Source organism: Sinomicrobium oceani (assembly GCF_900119185.1).
GTDB lineage: Bacteria > Bacteroidota > Bacteroidia > Flavobacteriales > Flavobacteriaceae > Sinomicrobium > Sinomicrobium oceani.
On record NZ_FPJE01000009.1, the window covers coordinates 94,359 to 120,797 of the forward strand.

At 46.5% G+C, this 26,439-nt stretch carries 20 protein-coding genes; 11 read left to right on the plus strand and 9 right to left on the minus strand.

The window, feature by feature from the left end; genetic code table 11:
- The first annotated feature begins 11 nt into the window (after positions 1-11).
- Together bshA and BT112_RS09715 are read left to right on the plus strand one after the other, a co-directional pair.
- Positions 12-1,139, plus strand: a complete 1,128-nt coding sequence (gene bshA, locus BT112_RS09710; RefSeq protein ID WP_072317176.1) for an N-acetyl-alpha-D-glucosaminyl L-malate synthase BshA — start codon at positions 12-14, stop codon at positions 1,137-1,139.
- 57 nt (positions 1,140-1,196) lie between these two features.
- The gene (locus tag BT112_RS09715) at positions 1,197-2,603 is read left to right on the plus strand and encodes a M14 family zinc carboxypeptidase (protein WP_072317177.1); all 1,407 of its coding nucleotides are present in this window, start codon (positions 1,197-1,199) and stop codon (positions 2,601-2,603) included.
- A 90-nt stretch (positions 2,604-2,693) separates the two neighbouring features.
- Here BT112_RS09715 and BT112_RS09720 read toward each other — a convergent pair whose 3' ends face one another.
- On the minus strand, positions 2,694-5,012 hold the full coding sequence (locus tag BT112_RS09720) for a penicillin-binding protein 1A (protein ID WP_072317178.1): 2,319 nt from the start codon (positions 5,010-5,012) through the stop codon (positions 2,694-2,696).
- Between the two features lie 59 nt (positions 5,013-5,071).
- Between BT112_RS09720 and moaCB the strand changes: the two genes are divergently transcribed.
- The gene (moaCB, locus tag BT112_RS09725; RefSeq protein ID WP_083564856.1) at positions 5,072-6,124 is read left to right on the plus strand and encodes a bifunctional molybdenum cofactor biosynthesis protein MoaC/MoaB; all 1,053 of its coding nucleotides are present in this window, start codon (positions 5,072-5,074) and stop codon (positions 6,122-6,124) included.
- Here moaCB and BT112_RS09730 read toward each other — a convergent pair.
- Together BT112_RS09730 and BT112_RS09735 are read right to left on the minus strand one after the other, a co-directional pair.
- Complete coding sequence (locus BT112_RS09730; protein ID WP_072317179.1) at positions 6,110-6,706, minus strand: DUF4202 domain-containing protein; 597 nt, start codon at positions 6,704-6,706, stop codon at positions 6,110-6,112. The two genes, moaCB and BT112_RS09730, sit on opposite strands and share 15 nt — an antisense overlap.
- A gap of 271 nt (positions 6,707-6,977) precedes the next feature.
- On the minus strand, positions 6,978-7,427 hold the full coding sequence (locus BT112_RS09735; RefSeq protein ID WP_072317180.1) for a MarR family winged helix-turn-helix transcriptional regulator: 450 nt from the start codon (positions 7,425-7,427) through the stop codon (positions 6,978-6,980).
- 86 nt (positions 7,428-7,513) lie between these two features.
- On the opposite strand from BT112_RS09735, the gene BT112_RS09740 reads away from it, so the two are divergent.
- On the plus strand, positions 7,514-7,969 hold the full coding sequence (locus BT112_RS09740) for a GNAT family N-acetyltransferase (protein ID WP_072317181.1): 456 nt from the start codon (positions 7,514-7,516) through the stop codon (positions 7,967-7,969).
- Positions 7,951-8,430 (plus strand): GNAT family N-acetyltransferase, encoded by a 480-nt coding sequence (locus tag BT112_RS09745; RefSeq protein WP_072317182.1) that lies wholly within the window; start codon positions 7,951-7,953, stop codon positions 8,428-8,430. Before BT112_RS09740 ends, BT112_RS09745 begins: the two co-directional genes overlap by 19 nt.
- A gap of 33 nt (positions 8,431-8,463) precedes the next feature.
- Here the strand turns inward: BT112_RS09745 and BT112_RS09750 are convergent, their stop codons facing one another.
- The 4 genes from BT112_RS09750 to BT112_RS09765 form a co-directional block, all read right to left on the minus strand.
- Positions 8,464-9,852: an exonuclease domain-containing protein gene (locus tag BT112_RS09750; RefSeq protein ID WP_072317183.1), complete on the minus strand. Its 1,389-nt coding sequence runs from the start codon at positions 9,850-9,852 to the stop codon at positions 8,464-8,466.
- 69 nt (positions 9,853-9,921) lie between these two features.
- The gene (locus tag BT112_RS09755; protein WP_072317184.1) at positions 9,922-11,559 is read right to left on the minus strand and encodes a sulfatase family protein; all 1,638 of its coding nucleotides are present in this window, start codon (positions 11,557-11,559) and stop codon (positions 9,922-9,924) included.
- Positions 11,560-11,830: 271 nt separating this feature from the next.
- On the minus strand, positions 11,831-12,328 hold the full coding sequence (locus BT112_RS09760) for a hypothetical protein (RefSeq protein ID WP_175545770.1): 498 nt from the start codon (positions 12,326-12,328) through the stop codon (positions 11,831-11,833).
- A 111-nt stretch (positions 12,329-12,439) separates the two neighbouring features.
- On the minus strand, positions 12,440-13,309 hold the full coding sequence (locus tag BT112_RS09765; protein WP_072317186.1) for a LysR family transcriptional regulator: 870 nt from the start codon (positions 13,307-13,309) through the stop codon (positions 12,440-12,442).
- Between the two features lie 125 nt (positions 13,310-13,434).
- On the opposite strand from BT112_RS09765, the gene BT112_RS09770 reads away from it, so the two are divergent.
- Positions 13,435-14,532 carry an NAD(P)H-dependent flavin oxidoreductase gene (locus BT112_RS09770; protein WP_072317187.1) on the plus strand — a complete coding sequence of 366 codons (1,098 nt, stop codon included), beginning with the start codon at positions 13,435-13,437 and terminating at the stop codon, positions 14,530-14,532.
- A gap of 56 nt (positions 14,533-14,588) precedes the next feature.
- On the opposite strand, the gene rpe is transcribed toward BT112_RS09770, so the two are convergent.
- Positions 14,589-15,251 carry a ribulose-phosphate 3-epimerase gene (rpe, locus tag BT112_RS09775; RefSeq protein WP_072317188.1) on the minus strand — a complete coding sequence of 221 codons (663 nt, stop codon included), beginning with the start codon at positions 15,249-15,251 and terminating at the stop codon, positions 14,589-14,591.
- Between the two features lie 180 nt (positions 15,252-15,431).
- Positions 15,432-16,295 (minus strand): sigma-70 family RNA polymerase sigma factor, encoded by an 864-nt coding sequence (locus BT112_RS09780; RefSeq protein WP_072317189.1) that lies wholly within the window; start codon positions 16,293-16,295, stop codon positions 15,432-15,434.
- Positions 16,296-16,505: 210 nt separating this feature from the next.
- Between BT112_RS09780 and BT112_RS09785 the strand changes: the two genes are divergently transcribed.
- The 5 genes from BT112_RS09785 (at position 16,506) to BT112_RS09805 (ending at position 26,436) form a co-directional block, all read left to right on the plus strand.
- On the plus strand, positions 16,506-19,259 hold the full coding sequence (locus BT112_RS09785) for a helix-turn-helix and ligand-binding sensor domain-containing protein (protein WP_072317190.1): 2,754 nt from the start codon (positions 16,506-16,508) through the stop codon (positions 19,257-19,259).
- 227 nt (positions 19,260-19,486) lie between these two features.
- Complete coding sequence (locus BT112_RS09790; RefSeq protein ID WP_072317191.1) at positions 19,487-22,606, plus strand: SusC/RagA family TonB-linked outer membrane protein; 3,120 nt, start codon at positions 19,487-19,489, stop codon at positions 22,604-22,606.
- A gap of 22 nt (positions 22,607-22,628) precedes the next feature.
- Positions 22,629-24,056, plus strand: coding sequence for a RagB/SusD family nutrient uptake outer membrane protein (locus BT112_RS09795; RefSeq protein ID WP_072317192.1), 1,428 nt, complete (start codon positions 22,629-22,631; stop codon positions 24,054-24,056).
- A 94-nt stretch (positions 24,057-24,150) separates the two neighbouring features.
- Positions 24,151-25,548 (plus strand): glucoamylase family protein, encoded by a 1,398-nt coding sequence (locus tag BT112_RS09800; protein ID WP_072317193.1) that lies wholly within the window; start codon positions 24,151-24,153, stop codon positions 25,546-25,548.
- 99 nt (positions 25,549-25,647) lie between these two features.
- On the plus strand, positions 25,648-26,436 hold the full coding sequence (locus BT112_RS09805) for a carboxylesterase family protein (protein ID WP_072317194.1): 789 nt from the start codon (positions 25,648-25,650) through the stop codon (positions 26,434-26,436).
- Positions 26,437-26,439: the final 3 nt, after the last annotated feature.

Below are 26,439 nucleotides of genomic sequence, written 5' to 3' on the forward strand. Positions count from 1 at the left end.
AGAAGACACACATGAAAATAGCTATAGTATGTTACCCTACGTTCGGGGGAAGCGGCGTAGTGGCGACCGAGTTGGGAATAGCCCTGGCCAACAGGGGGCACGAAGTACACTTTATAACCTACAGGCAACCCGTACGCCTGGCTTTACTGAACAGTAACATCCACTTCCATGAAGTTCATGTACCCAAATACCCGCTGTTCCACTATCAGCCTTACGAACTGGCCTTGTCCAGTAAGCTGGTGGATATGGTAAAGCTTCACAAGATCGAAGTTCTACACGTACATTATGCCATCCCTCATGCGTATGCCGGATATATGGCAAAGCAGATGCTGGCAGAAGAGGGAATCAGTATCCCCATGGTGACTACCTTGCACGGTACGGATATCACTCTGGTAGGAAGCCATCCTTTCTACAAACCTGCAGTGACGTTCAGCATCAATAAATCCGACGTGGTTACTTCTGTTTCGGAGAGCCTTCGCGAAGATACCCTGCGTCTTTTTGATGTAAAAAAAGATATTCATGTTGTGCCCAATTTTATAGATATGAGCAAGTACAGCAAAACGTTCGAAGATTGCCGCAGGAGCATGATGGCGGGAGAAGGGGAACGGATCATAACCCACATCAGTAATTTCCGGAAAGTGAAACGCATCCGGGATGTGATCCGGGTGTTTTATGAGGTACAGAAGGAAATACCGGCAAAACTACTGATGATCGGTGAGGGCCCCGAAAAAGAAGGAGCGGAACTGCTGTGTGAAGAGCTGGGCATACCGGAGAAAGTGCTGTACCTGGGTAACAGTAATGAAATAGATCGCATACTCTGTTTCTCCGACCTCTTTTTATTGCCTTCCGAAACCGAAAGTTTCGGGCTCGTGGCGTTGGAAGCCATGGCGAACGGTGTTCCTGTGATATCCAGTAATACCGGTGGAATACCGGAAGTAAACAGGCAAGGAGTAACCGGTTTTTTAAGCGATGTTGGCGACGTGCAGAGCATGGCCGAGAATGCCATAGGACTGCTGAAGGACGAAAACAGGCTTAATATATTCAAGAAAAATGCCCGGGAAGAAGCCACCAAATTCGATATCGGGCAGATCGTTCCGCTGTATGAAGCTATCTATCAGAAAGCCTTTACGGTAGCCTGACCGTTTTTTGTTCGGGAGCGGAGCGGGTATCCTGTATAACTCAAAATTAACGACCTGATGAAAAGATCTTTTGTACTGCTGCCGTTATTGGTATTGTGGGGCTGGAGCCTGAGCGGCCAGCAGGAGCGCCGGACAGCCCGGGAAGAGCTGGATAAGGCTTTCGATACGTACCGGGAGAAAAGTATTACACAAAGACAATTTACCCACGCCGATATAGAACCGCTCATCCGGAAACGTGAAGGAAACGGTCTGTTTGAAGTCAGCAAACTCGGAGCGTCGGTAGAAGGCAGAGCTATTTACCAATTGCAGAGCGGTGGCGGTAAGACCAAGGTAATGTTGTGGTCACAGATGCACGGCAACGAGAGCACGGCCACCATGGCCCTCTTCGATATCTTTAATTTTCTGGAAGGACGTAATGACGGTTTTGACGATCTTCGTAATGCTTTGAACGAACACCTTACCCTTTATTTTATACCGATGCTCAATCCGGACGGAGCCGAACGTTTCCGGAGAAGGAACAGTTATGATTTTGACCTGAACCGTGACGCTGTTCGCGCCGCTGCCCCGGAATCCGTGATCCTGGGAGAGGCGAGAAGCCGGGTACTTCCGGAATTTGGCTTTAACCTTCACGACCAGAACATTTATTACAACGTTTCGGGCACGGCTACACCGGCCACGATCTCGGTACTGGCCCCCGCGTATAACCGCGAACGTGAGATCAATGCCGTACGCAAAAAGGCTATGCAGGTCATTGTGGCTATGGACGAACTGCTTCAGTTGTATATACCAGGCGGCGTAGGTAAGTACGACGACACGTTCGAACCCCGCGCTTTTGGCGATAACTTTCAGAAATGGGGCACCAGTACCATCCTCATCGAGTCGGGAGGTTACCCGGATGATCCCGAGAAACAATACATACGGAAGCTGAATTTTGCCGTGATCCTCCATGCCCTCGAAAGCATTGCTTCCGGAGCGTATGAAAAATACGATACGGACGATTATTTCCGTATACCGGACAACGATTCTAAACTGACCGATCTGCTGATACGCAATGTAGACGTTATCGGCAGGAACGGGGAGCATTTCAAAACCGATATCAATATCCGTAGCGGAGAGGAACGTCCGCGTATTACAGATCTTGGAGATCTTTCCGTATTTTACGGTTACAAAGAACTCGACGCATCCGGGTACACCTGGATGCCAGGTAAGGTGTATGAGAAAACTTTTCAGTCTGTACGCGACATCAATCCGGAAGAAGCGATGTCCCTGCTCAAAAAAGGATATGCTGCGATCCGGGTGAAGAACACGGAAGGCCGGGAAAAAACGAATCTCCCCTTACTGGTGCTGGAGGAAAAAGGGAACCTGTCCGAGGGGTTGTATATTGGCAGGCCCGGGTATTTCTTTCTGGCGAGGGAAGGTAAACCCGTCTATGCGATTACGGACGGAGAGATTGTAAAACTATAATTACATGTGTTCTGCCTGTCTTCCTCCGGGGGATAAGGCCAAAAAAAGGAAAAGCGGATATCATACTGGTCTGCGATATCCGCTTTTGAGCTATTCTTTGTCCTTTTTCTTCCGTTTGAAAAGTCGTTTGAAGAAACCTTCTTTTTTCTTCTTTTTCTCTTTCTTTTCTTCCCGGATCTCCTTTTTCCGGACGACATCGGAATTCCCGAATATTTTCTCCAGGAAGGTATCTTCCCTGATATTGTCACAGTTGAGTTCTTCCATCACGGTAGCATACGTCGGAGGGAAGCTTGCGGCCGTGTAGCGGGTGTATGTACTATCCTGGTTCATCTTCCGGAGAAAGCGTGCAAAAACAGGTAGAGCAGAATTGGCTCCCTGGCCCATACTGGTACTCCGGAACCCGATACGGTGATCATCCGATCCTACCCAGGTTACGGTGACGAGGTTCGGGGTGATCCCTACAAACCAGCCATCCTTATTGGACTGTGTAGTCCCGGTCTTCCCTGCAATGGCATTTTGCAGTTTATAGGAATACCGTAATCTCGAGGCAGTTCCTTCATTTACGGTTGCTTTCATGATTTCGAGCATCACCTGGCGGGTATGCTCCGAAAATGCGGGTTTGGCAGTGTTCTCAGGCTCAAATTCCACCAGCACATTACCATCGTTATCTTCGATACGGGTAATGAAATAGGGCTTTACAGGCTTCCCTTTATTGACATAAGAGGTGTAAGCACCTGCCATTTCCTCCACGCTGATGCCTGCTGTTCCCAAAGCAAGTGATGGCACTTCCGGTAATGGGGAGACGATTCCCATTTTTTTAGCCATGGCTATGGCATTGGGGATACCGGCATAATCGAGTACTTTAACGGCTACCGTATTGATGGATCGGCTCAGTGCGTATTTGATGGAGTAACTGACGTGCTCCTCCTCTTCCTTATCGTTGGCATTCGAAGGGCTCCAGCCATCATATTCTTCATAGACCACTTTTTTCGGAGAAAAGTAAGCACAGGGCGGAAGCCCCTTTTCGAGGGCGGCGGTATATACGATAGGTTTAAAAGTAGAACCCACCTGCCGCTTGCTCTGTCTCACGTGGTCGTATTTGAAATACTTGTAGTTGATACCGCCTATCCACGTGCGTATGGCACCGGTATGAGGGTCCACACTGATCATCCCCGTATTGAGGAATTTCAGGTAATGTTTTATACTGTCTATTGTACTGCCGTCTGAGATCGTATTTTCTTTCCAGTCAAAAAGTTCTATTTTCCGGGGTTTGCTCAGGGAGTCCATGATCTTTTTTTCGTCCCAGCCCTTTTGTTGCAGCGAGAGGTATTGTGGTGATTTTTTTACGGCCTCACCGGCAACCTTTGAGTCGGTATTCCACGGAGCTCTTTGGCCATAGCTTTTTTCGAACTGCTCCTGCAATGCGGAAAGGTGTTCCTGCATGGCTGCTTCGGCGTAAGCCTGCATTCCGGTATCCATTGTGGTGTATATGCGGAGTCCGTCGCGATAAATGTCGTATGTATTTCCTTCCGCGTCCGGGTTTGCCTTGCACCAGGCTTCTACCTCTTTCTTTACCTGTTCGCGGAAATATGGGGCAATACCCTCGTCATGCGTATATGCCGTATATTTCAGTTCGGTAGAGACGGATTTCAGACTGTCGTACACATCTTTGTCGAGATACTCATACTTTACCATCTGGTGTAGTACCGTATTCCGGCGTATCTGGCTTTTATCCGGGAATAGCCTGGGATTGTAATAATAGTTGGCCTTGAGCATCCCCACCAGGGTTGCGGCCTCATCTATCGTGAGCAGTCGCGCCCTTTTTCCGAAGAATTTGTATGAAGCACTTTCTATGCCGTATGTATTATCACTAAACGGGACCGTATTGAGATAAAGTGTCAGGATTTCATCCTTGTCATAGACTTTTTCTATGCGTCTTGCAATAATCATTTCGCGTATTTTGTTTACCGCGATCCCCAGGCGCCCGTAATTTTTACGTTTATACAGGTTTTTGGCAAGTTGTTGGGTAATGGTGCTTCCTCCGCCGGAGGAGTCGTCGCGGAGCAATATACTTTTGAAGAATACCCGGAAGAAACTTCGAAAGTCAATACCGCTGTGATCGTAAAAACGAAAGTCTTCCGTAGCGATCAGTGCATTGATGAGGTTTTCGGGAATATCATCGAAGGGTATGGACTGCCTGTCGTACAGGTAGTATTTTCCAATGAGTTCATCGTCCTGTCCGTAAACTTCCGATGCTTCGGTCTGTACGATCTCTCCCAGTTCTTCCCTGCCGGGAATGTGCCCCCAAAGACCGAAGTATATACTCCAGTAAAACAGTAAAAAAGCCAGAGTCAGCCCGGCAATTCCCCATAAGGACCAACGTAACCATTTGGATTTGATCTTTCGCATATGCTAATATATACGCAAAATGGCGAATATTAGTATACGTTGTGGTGATTTTTGTTAAAATGTCATTGAAAAGCAGTGTCAGAACGTCTTTATTCGGGGGTGTGAATTCTAAATACCGAAAAGCGGGGAAAACCTTTTTATTTTTGTATTTTGATCCTTGCCAAAAAAAGAAAACAGCAATCATGGTAGATATCACACATAAGGTTATGACCCTGCGTACGGCGACGGCCCAGGCAGAAGTAAAAGCAGGTAAAAAAGAAACTATCGCGGCTATACGCGATCAACTCGTGCCCAAAGGCAATGTCCTGGAAATGGCCAGGGCCGCGGGACTGTTTGCTGTGAAGAATACGAGCCTTGTTATCCCGGACTGCCATCCGCTGCCTATCGAGTATACGGCGGTAGATTACGAAATAGGAGAAATGTCCGTACGTATAGTATTTACCGTGAAAACAGTCTATAAGACAGGGGTAGAGGTCGAAGCGATGCACGGCGCTTCGGTGGTCGCCCTGACCATGTACGATATGCTGAAGCCCATAGATAAACAGATTGAGATAGGACACATAAAGCTCCTGGAGAAAAAGGGCGGAAAATCTTCGTTTTCGGGACTACCTTCGCGCCCGTTACGGGCAGTAGTGGTGGTCTGCTCCGATACGATATCAGCGGGAGAGAAAGCAGATAATGCCGGAAAAATTATTATTGGTAAACTGGGAGAATTCGGTGTGGAAGTCCCCGTCTATGATATTGTTCCGGATGAAATGGATGTTATTCGCAAAAAGGCAGAACAGTATACGAAAGATTATGATCTGCTCATTTTTACCGGGGGTACGGGGCTGTCGTCAAGAGATGTGACACCAGAGGCCTTATTGCCGGTCATTGAGCGCAGGATTCCCGGGGTAGAAGAGGCTATCCGGAATTACGGACAGCAGCGAATGCCTTATGCCATGCTCTCCAGAAGTGTAGCCGGAATGGCAGGGGACTGCCTGGTATTGGCCTTACCCGGATCGTCCAAAGGAGCTGCGGAGTCCGTGGATGCCGTATTTCCTCATATTCTTCATCTTTTTAAAGTGACGGGAGGCCAAAGGCATGATGAAGAAGGGTCAGTCTCCTCCTAATGCCTTTTCTATCAGAGCCGATGCTTCCGGGGATAACCGAAGCCTGAGTGCGGCACGATGTCCGGATTCCGACATTTTTGCCCAGGTCTTGCGTACGATATCAATAACTTTTTCTTCCGGATGGCCGGCGGCAAAATCCTTAAAATAGTACTGTAGAAAAACGAGACAGACAACATCTTCGAGGATCTGGCTCTCCGGGTCTTTTTTGAGCTGTTTTTTGCGTATAAGTACCGTTACCCGTGCTGTAAAGGTTTCGTCATATCCGAGATCTTTTAAGATTTCCGATATTTTATCAGCGTGAAACTTTTTAAGAGCTTCCCGCCATTTCAGGTACCCGGTCCTGTCCATGGGATAGGTATTCCTGTCTATTTTCCAACGGCAGATGTGCTGGGCACGGGCCGCGATCTGAAGCTCGGCGGAAGCATCCGGACAAAAATCGAGAAGCTTTTCCGTCATTCTTCTGGAATACAAGAGTTCTTTAGGAAATTCTGCATTTCCTATGATCTCCTTGTTCGGGTCTTCTGCATTTTCCGCATCTATCTGTGCGATAGCCATTTCGAATTTAGATACCTGTTCCTCCATCTTTTTCGTTTAGCAAATGGTATATGAAGTGGTTTACCCGATGAACGGGATGTATAGCTGACTGTGATCAGACAAGTCTTCCCCGGACTTTCCGGAGACTATTTATGCAAACAATATACGCAAATTTTCAAAGGAGGAAAATAGTTTTGGGGAGTGATGTTTATAGTGGTTGCCCTAACAGGACAGAGTCAGAAAGTCGCTCTTCTTTCGGTAGCTTCATAAGTGCAGACAGAACCTTTCTGGTCTTTTATGACGCGGATTAGACGGTAGATTAAGAAGTCTTGTGCCTGTTTTCTTTGTATAACAATGCCATGATGCGTTGAAATGAGCCCGCCAGTTCCTGTTGTTCGGTTTCGGATAAATGAGAAATAATAGCCCGGACGGATTCCGATGATAATTTATCCATTTTCCGCTGTTCTTCGATACCCTTTGGGCTCAGCATGATTTCGAAACATCTTTTATCGGTCTGAGACTGTTCTTTGATAAGCAGGGAGTCCGATATAAGTTTTTTTATGATACGGCTCAAATACCCTTCATCCAGTTGCAGAACCTTATTAATGGCCGTAGCGGTGGTTTTACCCTGTTCTTTTACCAGGAAAATAACCTGAGACTCGGTGAGCGAGTAGTTTGTGTCCAGAAAAGTTTTTTGTAACAGACCTATACTCCGGACATAGCTGCGGTTGAATTTTCTTATTTCGCTGATAACTTCGATTTCCTTCATGCTGTTTACTTGCTTTAATCAAGTATTTTTAATTATATTTGCTTTTGTCAAGTAATATACAAAATACAGTACATATAGCGTTAAAAATGACCGAAATAAAAAATATAACTACCGATGAGCCCCAGTATCAGGCGATGAGGGAGTTGCGCAACAGGGTATTGTTACGTCCTTTGGGGATCCCTGATCATTCCTGGGAAATGCACGATCACAGATCCTGGCATTTTGTGGCTCTTGAAGGAGATGAAGTTGTCGGGTGTGCCGTATTGGTGCCTTCGGATAATGACGAAGGGATGGCTCAATTGATCCAGATGGCCGTAGATCCGGATATCCAGGGAAAGGGAACAGGGAAATTATTGCTCCGTGAGGTGATAAGGTTTGCAGCTGCCCGCGAGCTGAAGGAGATTAGATGCCATTCGAGGCAATATGCGGTCCGGTTTTATGAAAAATCCGGATTTGTAACATACGGATCAACTTTTACGGAAGTCGGTATTCCGCATCGCTATATGAAACTGAAATTGGACAGATGGACATCAGAAAAGTAAAAAATACGGATAACCGGGTCTTAGCCGATCTTATCAAAACCGTTTTTGAGGAGCACCATGCACCAAAGGAAGGGACTGTATATTCCGATCCGGTGACGAACAGGCTTTATGAATTTTTCCGTCGGGAGAAATCCGTACTGTGGGTAGCGGAAGAAGAAGGGAAAGTTACAGGTTGCTGTGGTATCTATCCCACCGAAGGCTTACCCGAAGGCTGTGCGGAACTGGTGAAATTTTACATTTCGGATGAAGCCAGGGGAAAAGGGCTGGGGAAGAAGTTTATGGAACTGAATATTCAGTCGGCCCTGCAATTCGGTTACGGTAAACTCTATCTCGAAAGTTTGCCCGAATTTGCGAATGCCGTGAGCTGGTATGAGAAATCGGGTTTTCATAGACTGGACCATCCTCTGGGGAATTCCGGACATCCTTCCTGTACCATATGGATGATAAAAGACCTCTCCTGACACTCCGTGGTATTTTATGACCGAAGCGCCATATCAGTCGTCTGTTCCGGGATCATCGCCGGCATAAATGACATTGTTTTTTGAGTTTTTGGCGATATAGGTATTGATGATTTGCTGAATGTCCCTGTTGTACTTCTGGGGGATAATAAAATTCCGGAAAGCATCGTAGCGGGTTACGGATTCTTCTTCGGTTATAAATCCGTATCCCGCATAATTCCCGTCTCTTACTTCAATGAGTACTTTCTCGTCCGGTGTCCGGCCTTTTTCCAGGATGAAAAAGTTTTCGCGGAGGGACAGTATATCTTCGATAGCCTGGCGAACCCTTAGGTTGTATGTTTCCGGCTGTTCCTCACCCCGGCATATCCCCCGGCAATTATTCAGTTTGTAATGGGAACACTGCGATACGTTGTGTTGCAGGTGTGTAAAGCGCGGGCAGAGGTCGTATTGTGCACAGCATTGCTCCAGGAAGGCGATACACTCGGTAACACTGTAAAAAACACCGATAGGGTCGGTAACCAGCCGAAGCTGGTTATACCCCAGGTGTAGGATACCTTTCCTGTCGGTATATGCCGTAATGCCATATCCTTTCGAAGGTTTTTTCTGTGCCTTATTGAACTTGGGAAAATGCTGTTTGATCTTTGTGGATTCGCGGATAAGAGCCAGCAGTTCGTTTCCGGTTTCTTCGCAGTGGATATCGGCAGTTTCCCTGGCCATGGCTATTTCCCTGGCTGTTTTATCATAGAAATGTCCGAGTACTCTTTTTTTGATATTAATGGCCTTCCCTACATATATAATTTGTCCTTTTTCATCCAGGAAATAATAAACCCCGGGGCTTTCCGGAAGTTTGTTCACCACATGTCCCGGAAGCAGGGGAGGAAGCGCCATCTCCCCGGAGCGCGGATGGAGTTGCCTGCCGAAGATACCCTTCGTATCGTTTTCCAGAAGCTTGCCAAACAAAATGGCAGTGGCGTCCGTATCGCCTTTTGCCCTGTGCCTGTCATAAACAGGAATATTAAGACTGCTGCAAAGTTGCCCGAGGCTATACGATTTCAGTCCGGGAAATATTTGCCTGGACAGGCGTACCGTACACAGTTTTTTTCTGCGAAAATCTTTTCCGGCCCGCTGAAATTCCCTGCGGATCACATTGTAATCGAACCCAACGTTATGTGCTACGAATATTTTATCCTCGGTATATTCGAGTACCGTTTCGGCTATAGCTGCAAATACGGGAGCATCTCTTACCATGTCGTTGTCAATACCCGTCAGCCCGGTAACATAGGGAGATATGGGAACTTCCGGGTTGACCAGTGAGTGGAATTCATCGACCACTTTTTTTCCGTCGTGTATGGCAATAGCAATTTCCGTGATCCGGTTGGCATCGCCACCGAGACCGGTGGTTTCGACATCGACAATAGCATACATGTAATTGGGTTTTGGAAACTATAAAGATACCAAAAATAATACGTATCCGGAATGTGCTACACCGTGTCTTTATTTCATAGGAGTACCGCGGATACCTTGGAAAAAGTCGTAAGCTTTTTGAACTTGTTTTTCGGTCGAGTGTTCGTATTCCTTGTCGGTAATGCCGTAAATTCCCTGTAGCGAGTCCATGGTTACCATGAGCTGTTCCCGGATGCTGTCGTATTTCGGATTTCCGTAAATGTTGTTGTTTTCCCCGGGATCGGTTTCGAGATCATACATTTCCCAGGTGTCGATATCATCATAGAAATGCATGAGTTTGTATCTACGCGTTCGTACGCCGTAATGTTTTTTTACCATATGGAAGTCAGGATATCCGTAGTAATGGTAATAAACGGCATCCCGGAAATTTTCATCGTGTGTTCCTTCTGCCAGGGACCGGAATGATTTGCCCTGCATGTCTTCCGGGATGGCAACTCCTGCAAAATCGAGAAAAGTTGCGGCAAAATCCAGGTTTTGGGTAAGTGCCGCGACATTCGTCCTTTCCGGGATATGCCCCGGGTATTGTATGAGCAATGGCATCCGTAGTGATTCCTCATACATAAAACGCTTGTCGAACCAGCCGTGTTCCCCGAGGTAAAAACCCTGATCGGAAGTATAGATCACTATGGTGTTTTTGTCGAGATCGTTAGCTTCGAGATAATCGAGGACACGGCCGACGCTTTCGTCTACCGAGGCAATCGTAGCCATATAATCCTGTAAATAGCGTTGTGCTTTCCATTCGGCCATGGCTTTGCCTTTTAGCCCGGCACGGTGCATGGCATTGTTTTTAGGGAGGTAAATACTGTCCCATGTTTGTCGTTGTTCGGGCGACATCCTGTCGAAATCATTGGTCCACGGATTACTGGCGAGCTCCGTACTTCCTTCGGCAACACTCATTTTAAGGTCATGCCCTTCGTACATATCCTCATACACTGTCATCAATTGTTGCTGTGCCGCTAACTGGTTTTGATGTTCGGAAAAATAATTGTCCGGGAGCGGGAATTTTACCGAATCGTACATCGCGGCATGACGCAGCGCCGGCATCCAGTTACGGTGCGGGGCTTTGTGATGCATCATGACAAAGAAAGGCTTATCCTGTTTTGCCGTTTCTTTGAGCCACGAAAGTGCTTTATCGGTAATGAGGTCTGTGGCATAACCGGGAGTAACCACAGTGTCCCTCCCCCTGATAAACTCCGGGTTGTAGTAGTTGCCCTGGTCGTTGAGAATATCCCAGTAATCGAAGCCTGTAGGAGCACCGTAAAGATGCCATTTGCCGATCATGGCAGTCCGGTATCCTTCTGCTTTCAGGTATTTGGGAAGGGTGGGCTGGCTGCCGTCAAACCTGTCACCGTTTTTACGAAAACCGTTTTCATGGCTGTGCTTGCCGGTGAGTATAACGGCCCGGCTTGGTCCGCATATAGAATTGGTACAGAAATTATTGCGAAATATGGCTCCGTTCCGTGCAATACGATCGATGTTAGGGGTGGGAGCGATCTGTGCTATAGGATGTCCGTAAGCACTTATGGCCTGTTGGGCATGATCGTCGGCCATGATAAAGATAATGTTCGGTCTTTCGCCCGGGGAGGCCTGCGTTTCGGCTTTTTTATCCTTGCAGGACATAAGACAGCATAAGGCAGGTAAGAGTAAAAATAAGATTTTGGTATGCATGGCAGTTGTTTTCCGGTTAATCCGGTATAAAATTAAAAATCCGGGAACGAATATGGGGTGCGAGAAACAGGATTACTCTTGAATGTAGCGTCTTTTGAGTTTTATTCCATTGTTTCTAAGTATTTTAATTAGTTCTTGAAGGCTTGTTTATCTGAAGGGTTTTAACAAAGTGATGTGGTAATGATGAGTGTGGTTTGGCTGAATGAGGTGAAAAAAGCGAAGCCTGCTTCGGATAAAACAGGCCTCGGATAGCATATCGGGAGCAAGGAGATCAGTCACAATCGAGACATGTCCATTCTACAATCCCGGAACCGGAGCCGAAACGTTGCATGGTATATTTTTCAATATCGATCAGGAACCCGATATCGTTCTGGTTGGCATTGGCCGTGCAGCAACCATCGCAATCACTGTCTGCACAAAAATCATAGACAACAGCATCAATCTGTTTGTCACCCTGCCGTATCCGTAGTGTTTTCAATTTGTACTGGTAGGCATCTTTGGAGTGCAGCGCAATAATATTGTTGGCCTGTACCCAGCTTTCGGGCATCACCCCGGATACGAAAGCAAATTGTCCGGCCCACTGGCACCCGTTATAGACAATACATTCTTCACTATTCGGATCGGGATAGGATTCGAAATTCGTCAGGTTAGCCTGATGCCAAACGGTCGCAGTAGACGATTCGGGAGTTAATAATACGTGTTCTGTTTCACCTGGACTACAGGCAAAAAACAACAGGACAATTCCTGTAAGCATAGATTTTGTTTTCATGATATCAAAGATTTGGTATTATAATATAGTGATTAGTTTTGAGATGCGCTATGGCCCGGTGTACAAAAAAGTCCAGGTCGGTGCTTCGTTGCACTACCATCGTATCGGCAATTAACCATAGCCGTTTATAACAGAATCAAAAAACAAGGAATAAGCATGGCTCATGGGAAAATCTTTACGTTTGATGAAAACCGTAGGTATTTTGGCATGACTTTCGGGTAACGGGATTGTCCGAAGCTTTCTGAAGGGGTAATGCCTTGTAATAAGTTCTTTGGGGAGCAGGGTAATGGCCGTTCCGTTTTCTACAACATTAAGAATGTTTTCCAGGGTATCTGTTTCGATGTATTTTATACCTGCCGGTGTGGTATTCAGAAAATGAGTGAGAAGGTCCCGATAGGAGCAACCTCTGTTGAATACCGCCAGTTTTACAGGTTTGTCCCCTCTGATTAAAGTTTCCGGATCGGGAGTTCCGGAAGCAAGGACAATGTGAAGTTCTTCGAAAACAATAGTCTGTGTATCAAGATCCGGATGACGGACCGGGCCGGTTATAAAAGCTCCGTCGAGTTTATATTCGGTAACCTGTGCGATAAGATCGGATGTCGTTCCTGTTTTTAAAGTAAAATCAACATCCGGATAATCCCGGATAAATTTTTCCAATACGGAAGAGGCTCTAAGGGTAGCTGCGGAGTGTATACAACCGAGTCTGACCTGTCCGTTCAGGCCTTCTTGTTTATGGATGGAAAATTTAAAGTTGTCGATAGCCATCGTGATTTCCCTGGCAATCTTCAGAAAGTCGATCCCCTGCGGTGTCAGGGTTACGGAACGTGTAGTTCGATACAGTAGTTTGGTGTTCAGAGATTTTTCAAGCGCTTTTATCCTTGCCGAAACATTGGATTGTACAGTATTGGTGGCCGTAGCGGCCCTGGTGAAATTTTCGTATTCTGCAAGAGCGATAAAAATTCTCAGATCGTTGATATTCATTGTTTTATTTTTTGAAGTTGCTATATTAATCATTTTTAATCATTAATATGTGTGATTATTTATTGTTTTTAAAGCTCTGAAATTGGCTGTAATTTTGTAGTTGAAAAAACTGAAATCCGAATGTTATGGCGACAACGTGCAGTATATGGGAAAATGATCTGACAAGGATGTTAGGGGTGACGTATCCGGTAGTACAGGCTCCGATGATGGGGGTAACCACCCCGGAAATGGTTGCGGGGGCAGGAATGGCGGGTTGCCTGGGGTCGATTTCGCTGGGAGATCTTCCTCCGGAGGATTGTATCGGACTGATCCGTAAGGTGCATAAACTTACAGATCAGCCCTTTGCCGCGAATATTTTTGTTCATGAAATCCCTGAACTGGACAGTCGTCTGGAGCAGGAATATAAAGCGGCCAAAGCTTTTATAGAAAACCTGGCAAGGCAGCATGAGCTGTATGTGCAGTTACCGGAGGTCGGGGAGATCAGGCCCGTGGATTACCACGAGCAGATAGACGCCCTTGTTGCGGAGGGCATAAGGATATTGAGTTTTACTTTCGGCAACCTCGATGCACAAAGTATTGACCGGTTGAAGGAGAAGGGGGTACTGCTTATCGGTACCTGTACCACGCCGGATGAAGCGGTTACCCTGGAAAAATCGGGGATTGATATTATTTGTGTACAAGGGATCGAAGCAGGAGGGCATCGCGGAAGTTTCGGGACGGAGATGTCCGGGACCGAAGGGTTTTCTCTTTTGCCGCGGGTCCGGGATGGTGTAAATACTCCGCTTATTTATGCCGGAGGTATATGTGACGGTAGCACATTAAATATGGCCCGGGACCTCGGTGCACAAGGAGTACAGGTGGGTAGCCTGTTGCTGGGATCCGAAGAAAGTGCGTTGGAACCATTCGAAAAAGATCGGTTGCTTGCGGCGGATAAAACAGATGTGGTGTTGACCAGGAGTTTTTCGGGACGTTATGCCCGTGGTATTCGGAATCTGTTTACGGATACGCTTGAAAAATCGCCGTATATTCTGCCTTATCCTTACCAGAACAAGTTGACTTCCGCGTTGCGGAAACTGGCGAAATCGGTTAACCATACGGAGTTTGTAAGTATCTGGACCGGACAGGCCGATTACGGGTACTCCGGGGGAACCGTAAAGGATATTATGGAAGCATTGCTAAGTGATGCGGAGGGAGTACGTGCCGGTGGGAGATCTGAATGTTGAAATAAAAAGGGATACAGCCGTATGAGGTATATCCCGTTTTTTTTTGAGACCGGTTTTTAGCTGTTTGCTATCGCCCTCAGTTCTTTTATGGTTTGCAGAGGTGTTTTGCTTTTAAAGACAAAGCTACCGGCTACGAGGATATCTGCCCCCGCTTCGGTAAGTTGCTTTGCATTTTTTGAGGTTACACCACCGTCGATTTCTATTTTTGTTTTTGCGTTGTTCTTCAGGATCATCTCCTTCAGTTCGGAAACTTTTTTATATGTGTTTTCTATAAAAGACTGTCCGCCGAATCCGGGGTTAACACTCATGATACATACCTGGTCCAGATCATTGATAATGTCTTGGAGGAGGGATACCGGGGTATGAGGGTTAAGGGCCACACCGGCTTTCATGCCTTCCGCTTTAATGGCCTGGAGGGTACGGTGCAGGTGGGTGCATGCCTCATAGTGTACCGTAAGGTTATTGGCACCAAGATCCGCAAAGGTTTTGATATAGCGATCGGGATCCACGATCATCAGGTGCACATCTATGGTTTTCTTTGCGTGTTTTGCTATGGCTTCGAGTACGGGCATTCCGAAAGAGATATTCGGAACGAATACGCCATCCATAATATCGATATGAAACCAGTCGGCTTCACTCGCGTTGACCATTTCGATGTCGCGTTGAAGATTGGCAAAGTCTGCCGCCAGCACCGAAGGAGCTATAAGTTTCTGATCCATGGTATAGTGTTGTATTTACAGCGGTAAAAATAGGGTAAATCTTTGACTTGAAGGCTGAGCAGGGACAAAGAAAAACTCCGGCACGAGGCCGGAGTTCATCCATCAATCAAAAAACGAACAGTTATGATAAACTGTTGTCATCGTACCATATACCGATGCATTGACCGGCATGTGTGGGAATTAACCCAAATACGTTTTTAATATTTTACTTCTGGAGGTATGCTTCAGCCTGCGGATGGCTTTTTCCTTGATCTGACGAACGCGCTCGCGGGTAAGGTCGAAAGTTTCGCCTATTTCCTCGAGTGTCATCGGGTGCTGGTCTCCGAGTCCGAAATACAGGCGGATTACATCAGCTTCTCTCGGGGTAAGCGTTTCCAGAGCTCTTTCGATCTCCGTACGCAGCGATTCGTGAAGCAGGTCTTTGTCCGGATTGGGCGACTCTCCGCTTCGCAATACGTCATAGAGGTTAGAATCTTCTCCCTCTACAAGGGGGGCATCCATAGAAACGTGGCGCCCGGAGTTCTTCATGGATTCCTTAACATCATTGACGGTCATGTCCAGTTCCTTGGCAATCTCTTCCGCAGAAGGAACACGTTCGTGTGCCTGCTCCAGGAAGGCATAGGTCTTATTGATTTTGTTTATAGAACCGATCTTGTTCAGCGGTAGACGTACGATACGCGACTGTTCTGCCAAAGCCTGTAGTATAGACTGGCGAATCCACCATACCGCATAGGAAATAAATTTAAAACCACGGGTTTCATCGAAACGCTGTGCGGCTTTTATCAATCCCAGGTTACCTTCGTTGATAAGATCGGGAAGGGTAAGCCCCTGGTTCTGGTACTGCTTTGCTACGGAAACCACGAAACGCAGGTTGGCTTTGGTAAGCTTTTCAAGAGCGCGTTGATCTCCCGCTTTGATCCGCTGTGCCAATTCTACCTCTTCATCTGCAGTAATTAAGTCTACTTTCCCTATCTCCTGAAGATACTTATCCAGGGAAGCAGTTTCCCTGTTGGTTACCTGCTTCGTAATCTTAAGCTGTCTCATTTAATCTTCTCCTTGATTTTTTTATGTGTATAATTGCTTATGCAGTAGGTTATACGTAATATTGACGTTAAATGTTACAAAAGGTTTAATTAAAATTCCATTATTTTCCGGATTTCATGGTTTTTCAGGTTCGTGCCTCCGGTGTAAGAACGTTTTTACAACCTGTGTCATTGTGCTTAAAAAAAACTTTATTTATGATATAGACTTCTTATGAAGCAACTTGTTACATTTTTCTTCTTCCTTTTTTTAGTGACGTGCGGTCACTTTTTTTACGCACAGCAGGCGGTGTTGCCCGTAAGTAATTTTTCGGTAAACGATTATCACGCGGCCAATCAGAACTGGGGAATTACGACCGATGAAGACGGTCTTACCTTTGTAGCCAATCATCAGGGACTGCTGGTGTTTAACGGCCAGGACTGGCATCTGTATACCCTGCCCAACAAGACCATCATCCGGTCGGTATACAGGGACGGGGAGCGCATTTATACCGGTTCGTACGAGGAGTTCGGATACTGGAAGAAAAATGGTTTCGGGATTTTCGAATATACGTCCCTGACTTCACAGGTAGATCCGACCCATGAATTCCACAACGAAGAATTCTGGGAAATCACCCGTTGGGGCAAAAAGATCGTTTTTCGCTCATTTACGACCATATATATGTACGACGGTGAAAAGATCGTAGTGCTCAGCCCGGATTTTATCGTTACCAAGGTTACGGTGTACAAAGACGCCCTCATTATCGGCGAGAATAACGGCAGGATACACCGGTACACCGAAGAGGATGGTTTGCTGCCCTTCCCGGAAACAGAACATATCGATAATCCCGTTGCGGATATCGTTGTAGACGGCGATAAGCTCATCATAGGGACAAAGTCCGAAGGTTGCTTTACCTATACACCCGAAGACTACCGGCTGGAAAAATGGGATCCCGGGATCAACAGAATGCTTTCGGCATACGAACTCAACAAGATCTGTCTTGCGGGAAACAACCGTGTGGTTTTCGGAACGATAAAGAACGGGGTCGTAATTTATGACAGGAATACCCGTAAGATCAGGTTTATCAACCGTCATCTCGGATTACAGAATAATACGGTCCTCGGGCTGGATATGCGTAGAGATAACCTCTGGATTGCACTGGACAAAGGCATCGATGTAGTAAAGATCAATTCTGAGTTTACTTTTTTTAAGGACGACACCGGCGAACTGGGTACCGTATACGATATTGCTTTTTACAACAACACGGTCTATATGGGAAGCAATACGGGTGTTTATTATTTCCGGGACGGGAACATGGTCTTTCTCGAAAATTCCCAGGGGCATGTCTGGGATCTTTCCGTAGTTCACGGAAGGTTGCTGTGCGGGCACAATTCGGGTACCTATGACATTAGCGACAATACCTTCGAACGTATTTCCGGGATTTCCGGGGGGTATGCCATACGATCCGTGCCGGGCAGGGAAAATCTCTTTTTGCAATGTACCTATGTCGGACTGGTTCTGTATACGTATAAAGGCGACGACTGGGAGGTAACACTTGTCGACGGGATACAGTCGCCCCTGGACAATATCGTTTTTGAGAACCGGCATACCGCATGGGCCTCACATCCGTACAAAGGTTTTTTTCGGATCGGTCTGAGCGACGATTACAAAAAAGTAACCTCGGTAAAGACGTTCGGACAGGGGCAGATGAAAGGATTGAGAACCCAGGTTTTTCGGGTGGGAAACGATATTGCATTGTACAATTCGGGTGACTGGTACACCTTTAATCCCGACAGGGATCGGCTGGAAACGTTTATTCCTTTCAGAAAATATAAAGACAAGAAACTGCTTTACCAGGATAACGGACATTTCTGGTTTACCGATACGGGCAAAAACGGCATCATTTATACCGATCTCAAAAAGGATACGGTTATCGTACAGCGTGAACTGGGCAAAAGGCTGACCCCGCTTTTTGAAAAAGTGGTGAAAAGAAATGATTCGCTCTACTACTTTACCCTGAACGATGGTTTTGCAACGTTTAATTTTTACAAATACCGCCAGGAACACCAAAAAAGATATACCGATAAGGTGCGGATAGACCGGGCAGAGACCGCAGATACGCTCTACGATTTTTCGCAAAACCCGGGAATCCCCTTCGCCGATGCATCGCATATCCGGTTTTTTGTGTACTACCCCAATCATTTTGCACAGGATTTTCAATATCGTTTACTCGGTCCTATTACTCAGGAAGGCTATGTGAGCAACGGGGTTATCGATCTGCAAAATCTGGATTACGGAGTGTACCAACTGGAGGTAGCACCTTTTTCTCACGGTATGGACACCCCGGTCCGGCTCCGTTATAATTTTCGCATTTATCCTCCCTGGTACTTGTCCGATACGATGAAAGGCGTGTATCTTTTATTGTTTTTACTGACGATATACCTGCTCTTCCATTGGAACAGGAAACTTATTCGGGATCATCAGCGCAAACTCACCCGGAGGATGTACCGGGACAGCCAGCAAAAAATGGAGGCTCTCGAACGGCAGAACCTGGAACGCGAAGTGAAGATGAAAAGGAAAGAATTGATGAATTCCACCCTGATGATCAGTAAGAAAAACGAATTGTTACTGGAAATACAAAACGAATTAAAACGCATTCGCAAAGATAATGTCAATGAATACCGGGTAAAAAGCCTTATCGGCAAAACTACGGAAGCCATACATAACCAGGAAGACTGGCAGGTTTTCGAAACCAATTTTAACGACCTGCATGATGACTTTTTTAAGAGACTTGTAAAACGTTATCCCAAATTGACTTCCAAAGACATTAAGCTATGTGGTTACCTGAAGATGAATCTTACCTCAAAGGAAATAGCCCCGCTTATGGGGATAACGTCAAGAGGTGTTGAAATCCACAGATACCGACTCCGGAAAAAGCTCGTACTGGAAAAGGATCAGGATTTGGTAAAATTCCTGCTGCTTATTTAGGATATTTGCAATTAACTACCTTTGTTTTTGCTATAAAACAACTCATCATCCCTACATCAATATGTTAAATTTTAAGATAATGATATGATTTATTAATTATTTAATGTGTTGTTTTTTAGTTGTTTGTGTTTGTTTTGCTTCTTTGCTATGAGGATGTAGTGCTACTACTACAACGAAATAGTACTGCAGTGTCTAATTTTATCTTCGACTAAATCAAATCTTTTATTATGAAGGTAAAATTGTGTTGGCTTATATGTTATATAGCCTTAATTCCTGCAGGAGTTTTTGCGCAGGACGCCATAACGGGTACCGTAATGGATGCGGATAATCAACCGTTGCCGGGAGCTAATATCTTAGTAGAAGGCACCAACAGGTATGCTGTGACCGATTTTGACGGGAACTTCAGTATTGAAGCTTCGTCCGGGGAGGTTTTACAGATTTCTTATGTGGGGTTCCGTACCAGGAACGTCACTATAGGAAACGAACAAACGCTCACTGTTATGCTGGAGGAAGATACTTCCGAACTGGATGAAGTCGTGGTTGTGGGGTACGGGGTTCAGAAAAAAAGTGATATTACCGGTGCTGTAGCTTCCGTAAAAGCCGAAGATATTGTCAAACAACCGGCATTGACCGCAGTACAATCCATACAGGGAAAAGTGGCCGGTGTAAATATAGTGTCCAGTGATGCCCCGGGTTCTACACCTACGGTAATGGTACGGGGAATAGGAACGGCAGAAGGCGGAAGAGAACCGTTTTATGTAGTGGACGGACAGCCGACCCAGGATATCCGAAGTATTAACCCTTCGGATATCGAGTCGATCGACTTTCTTAAGGGCGCTTCGTATGCCAATATTTATGGTATCCGGGCGGCCAATGGTGTGATCCTTATTACGACAAAGAAAGGAAAAAAGGGAAAAGCCAAGATCAATGTGGATTCTTTTTATGGCGTTCGCAGCACGCTGAACCGGGTAGATATGGCCAATGCCAGCCAGTATATCACTTACTTTAACGAAGAGAGCGCTTCCCTGGGCGGCTTTATGCTCAGTGAAGACCAACAGTTCAATACCGACTGGTATGACGAGTTGCTACAATTGGGAAGCATCAGTAGTAACAGCCTGTCTATTTCCGGTGCGGGTGAGGCCATAGATTACTTTTTTAGTTATAACTTCTATGAAGAAGAAGGGATCTTAAAAGATAACAAATACAGCAGGGGTACGATCAGGAACAATAATACCTATCACCTTTTTGACGATAAGTTCCGCATTACACAGAATATCAATATCACCTACACCAATGAAGCTCCGAAACCTTTTTCGGCCTTCAACAATGCCTATCGGCAGTCGCCGCTGGTGCCGGTGTACTACGATAACGGAAGGTTCGGCCAGTCGTTCGTAAACCAGACTACCGGTGTTGTAGGTTATCGTTCGCAGGCAGGTGAGTCCGTGGGGCGCCTGTATCCGCATGGAAACCCGGTTGCCGATGTGTATTACCAGGACCAGGATATCAATACGACAACCCTGCAGGGGCAGATTACCGCAGAACTCGATATCACCGATAAAATTACGGCCACGGGGCGTTTCGGTGCAACCAAGTTTTATTCCAAAAACAATAATTACAATCCTATTCGGGAGCGATGGCTCAATGCAGACCCGAGAAGGACCCTGGAGCAATTCGAAGCCGGCAGGGTGCCGGACGAAGAAGACGGTACCATATCTACGGAATTTGCCAATAATTCGTACCGGGTTATAGATGAAGAATTTTTCCGCTGGAACCTGGAAGGGTTCGTAACCTATAACGATTCTTTCGATAAGCATAACCTTTCCGCGACCTTGGGATTGAGCCGTGAAAATTACGGAGGAAGGGAAAAAATGGAAGCCCTTGCCTATGACGTTTATGAAGAAAAGAGATTGCGGAGCCTCGGGAGAAGAACTTCCGCCTTTTTTGATAATACGGTAGAGCAGGAGTTCAACCAGTCTACAAACCTACAGTCTTATTTTGCCCGGGTAGAATACGATTTCGATAAAAAATATTTTGTCAGGGCCGTATTGCGACGTGACGGGACCAGTGATTTTATTACCGGAGACAACTACTTTGAGAATTTCCCGGCTGTGAGTTTGGGATGGACTATCTCCAAAGAGAGTTTCCTGGAAAAAGTTTCATTTCTCAACCATTTGAAACTGTTTGCGGGTTGGGGAAAACTGGGGAATGCCAATGTGCCTATCAATATACAGCAGATAAAGACCAATGCGGGCAGCGGAAATCAGAATTATGTGTTCGGGCCTACCCAGAGCCTGATTTTCGGGTCGTCTTTCGGTAGCCCGGTAGTGCCATTGCGGTGGGAAGTTACCGAAGAGTGGGAAGCCGGTTTCGACTTTGAGCTTTTTGACAGAAGGTTAACAGGTACCCTGGACTATTATAACCGTAAGAATACCAATACGATCGTTCTGGTTAAAAATATACTGAACTCCGCTGCGGAGGATGATTTCCGGGCCCATGCCGCGGAAGTTACCAATACCGGTTTTGAAGCATTACTGAGCTGGCGTGATAATATCAGTGATGATTTCAGTTATAACCTGAGTGTAAATTTCTCTACCAATAAAAACAGGGTACAGAACGTGCCTACGGGATATGACGGAGCTACCGGTGGAAGCCTGAGCAACGGGCAGATCACCAAGAGACTGAAGGATGGTGAACCGCTGTTTGCCTGGTGGATGTATGAAGCTGATGGAATATGGCAGAACCAGGAAGAAATCGATAATAATCCTTCCGTAGGCGGAGCTGCACCCGGACACCTGAGATATAAAGATCAGAACGGCGATGGTGTTATCGACGATCGGGACAAGAAGTATTTCGGTTCGTATATACCTACCTTCAACTATGGTGTGAATATCGGGATACAGTACAAAAAATTCGACCTCAGTATTGACGGATTCGGTCTCGGCGGGAATAAAGTTTACAACGGACTGGCCAACACGAGGCTCGGGGGAGAGAATGTTACAGCAGAAACTTTTAAAAACCGGTGGACCGGGGAAGGATCGACCAATTCACATCCGGGAGCTTATCGCGATGCTTTGCCATCTTCGTACTGGCTGGAAGACGGTGACTTTTTCCGGATCAATAACATTACCGTAGGCTATGCTTTCGAAGACCTGTCGTTCTTTAATCGTGTGCGTTTTTATGTCACCGCCCAGAACCCCTTTATGTTTACACGGTATTCCGGGTTTACCCCCGAACTCAACCGCAGTGGCGACAACGAATACGGAAACCCTGTAGGGACTACAGGTATGGAACTCTCAGCGTATCCTACGACGCGAACATTCATCTTCGGCGTTAATTTACAGTTGTAATAAACCAAATAAGAAACACATTATGAATCTGAGATATAAATATTGGTATGGTCTTTACGTTCTGGCTCTGGTAGGTTTGGCCGGTTGTGATGACTTTGTGAAAGAAGTAGAGATCGTAGATCCTACGGCAGAAGAAAGCGGAGAGATATTTGAGCCGGTACAGTTTGTTACCGGGGTTTACGGCAGGCATACGGATTTTGCCTTTGCATTTTCGTACCTGGGAATTACGGAGATTATTTCGGATAATGCCGATAAGGGAAGTTCTCCTACGGATACCGGAACGGACAAACACCTCCTGGACGGCCTGGAGCACAATGCTTCTACGCCTTCTATACGGGCCATGTGGACACAGTGGTACAAAACGATAGGTAGAGCCAGTCTGGCCATAGAATATACCGAAGAATACGAGATGACCAATGAAAGTCTCAGGGCGAGGCTTATCGGAGAGTGCAAATTTTTGAGAGCCCTGAATTATTTCTGGCTGGTCCGTTCTTTCGGTGAGGTTACCTTACAGCATGTAGACCTTGTGGAAAGAGCCCCCGTCTCTGAAGTTTACGCTTTTATAGAGCAGGACCTGAAAGAAGCTATAGAGGTACTGCCTCTGAAAAGCGAATACGCATCTTCCGATTTGGGAAGGGCAACCCAGGGAGCCGCACAGTCCCTGCTGGCCAAAGTATACCTGTACCAGGAAAAATGGCAGGAAGCAGCCGACATGGCACAGGAGGTTATCAATTCCGGTGAATACGGCTTAGAAGAAGATTACGCCACGTTGTGGAGAGCTTCCACGGAAAACGGGAGAGAATCCGTTTTCGAGATCCAGGCCAGGGGAGATATCATCGCTCACGGTGTTCAGCAATACTCTCAGACCCAGGGGGCTTCCGGACCCAATGGCTGGGGTTGGGGCTTTAACACGCCTTCCGAGGATCTGCTCAATGCGTTCAATGAAGAAGGTGATACGATCAGGAGAGACGCTACCATTATATTCCGTGGCGAAACCCTTTGGGATGGCAGACAGGTAGATCCGGCCGTACAGAATGCCATGTACAACGAGAAAGCATATTCCAGTGCCAATGCAGGGAATAACGATACCGACAAAAATATCAGGGTGATCCGGTTTGCCGAAGTACTCCTTATCCGTGCCGAAGCACTCAATGAACTCGGGCGGTCTTCGGAAGCCATTATTCCGCTCAACGATGTTCGAGACCGTGTAAATCTCGGAGCTGTTTCTACGACGGACCAGGGCGAGCTGAGAATGTTGATATGGAAAGAACGAAGGCTGGAACTGGCCATGGAACACGATCGCTGGTTTGACATTATCCGTACCGGACAGGCCGGAGACGTAATGAGAGCCCATGGAAAACCTTTTATAGACGGAAAACACGAGTTGTTTCCCATTCCTAATGACCAGCGTATCCAGACACCGGATATGACCCAGAACCCTCAGTGGTAATTATCGTTTCAAGGAACATTAGGATTATGCGGTTCTGAATCCCGGACTGCTATAGCTGAATTTTTTTAAATCTAAACCATACATAGTATTGATCATGCGAAATTTAATTTTTGTTTTTTCCGTAATGCTTCTCTGGAGCTGTAACCCAAAGAAAACATCATCAGACAAATCGTCTGCTACTTCGGAAGTGGCGGGAAAAGGCAAAGAAGGGCACATTGAAGAAAATGAACTGAAAGATGAGGAAATACTAAACCTGGTACAAAGGCAGACCTTCGATTATTTCTGGGATGGTGCGGAGCCCAATTCAGGGATGGCCCCGGAACGAATTCATATCGATGGGGACTACCCGCAGAACGATGAGGATGTCGTTACCATCGGAGGTTCTGGCTTCGGGCTGATGGCGATCCTTGTCGGTGTGGAAAGAGGGTTCATTACCCGCGAACAGGCTCTGGAACGCTATGAGAAAATCATCGGGTTCCTGGAAAAGGCAGATCGTTTTCACGGGGTATGGCCGCACTGGTTGTACGGTAAAACCGGTAAAGTAAAACCCTTCAGTGCGGAAGATGACGGGGGAGACCTCGTAGAAACCGCCTTTATGGTACAGGGGATGCTCACCGTAGCCGAATATTTCAAAGACGGATCGGAAAGAGAAAAAGAACTGGTTGGCCGCATAGAAAAACTATGGCATGAAGTGGAGTGGGACTGGTACACCAAGGGAGGAGAAGATGTCCTCTATTGGCACTGGTCTCCCGAACACGGCTGGAAAATGAACTTCCCTGTGGGAGGATATAACGAATGTCTGATTATGTATGTCCTTGCGGCAGCATCTCCGACACATCCGATAAAACCGGAAGCTTATCATCATGGATGGGCCAGAGACGGAGCCATCAGCACCGATAAAGCGTATTACGGACTCAAAACTGTTCTCGATCATTATGAGCATGACGACGCGCCTGTGGGACCTTTGTTCTGGGCTCATTATTCGTATCTCGGACTGAATCCCAAAGGGCTGTCCGATAGATACGGTGATTACTGGGAGCTCAATAAAAATCACGCTCTTATCAATTATAAGTATGCTGTGGATAACCCGGAAAACCACAAGGGATATGGTCCGGAAAGCTGGGGACTCACATCGAGTTATTCCATTAACGGTTATGCGGGCCACCGTCCCGGAAATGACCGTGGGGTAATTTCGCCTACCGCTGCCCTTTCTTCGTTTCCCTACACCCCGGATGAGAGTATGCAGATGCTGAGATATCTGTATCAGGATGCGGATAGTCTGGTCGGGAAATACGGTCCCTACGATGCGTATAGCCAGGAAGAAAACTGGTACGTACAGCGTTACCTCGCCATAGACCAGGGACCGATCCCGGTAATGATCGAAAATTATCGCAGTGGCTTGCTCTGGAACTTGTTTATGGAAAATAAGGATGTACGGAAAGGCCTGATAAAATTAGGGTTCAGCGCTCCCGGAATATCGGATAAGAAGTAATGTGGAACATAATTCCTCCCGGATTTGCAGGATACTATTTTCGCGTATCCTGCAGATCCGGTCTGTCCGGATTATTTTGCTAAATTGAAAACAAAAAACATGAGACATCCCCGAATTATTTTAGCGCTGCTGGTTTTTACCTGTACCATGGCTTTTGCACAGACAGGAGAAGAATATCTGGAAAAAGAATTTGTGAGTCAGGGCGATACCCTGAAGTACAGGATCCTCTATCCGGATGATTATACGTCCGATCGGGAATATCCCGTAGTGTTATTTCTGCACGGAGCGGGAGAACGAGGTCATGACAATCGCTCGCAACTCACCCACGGAAGTGCTCTTTTTCTGAAAGACAGTATCCGTGCACAATTTCCGGCTATCGTTATTTTTCCGCAATGTCCCAAAGCGGACTATTGGGCCAATGCCAAAGTAAAAAGAGGAAGAACCCCTTTAAAGATAAAATTCAGGTACGGGCGTAAGCCTACCAGGCCTCTCGGGCTGGTCATGGCTTTAATGGACAGTATGGTACAGACACCTTCCGTAAAACAGGAACAGGTGTATGTAATGGGGCTTTCCATGGGAGGTATGGGAACGTTTGAGCTCCTGTACAGAAAGCCGGATATGTTTGCGGCAGCAATTCCTATTTGCGGCGGCGGGAAAGCAGCATCGGTAAAAAACTATGCAGTAAAACTGCCCCTGTGGATATTTCATGGTGCCAAGGATAATGTGGTAGACCCTTTACTTTCGGTGCATATGGTGGAGAGGTTGTTGAAAGAAGGGGCAAACCCGAAATTTACCTTGTATGAAAATGCCAATCACAACAGTTGGGATCCCGCTTTTGCCGAACCCGACCTCTTGCCCTGGTTGTTTTCGAAGACGAAGAAAAACTAAGAA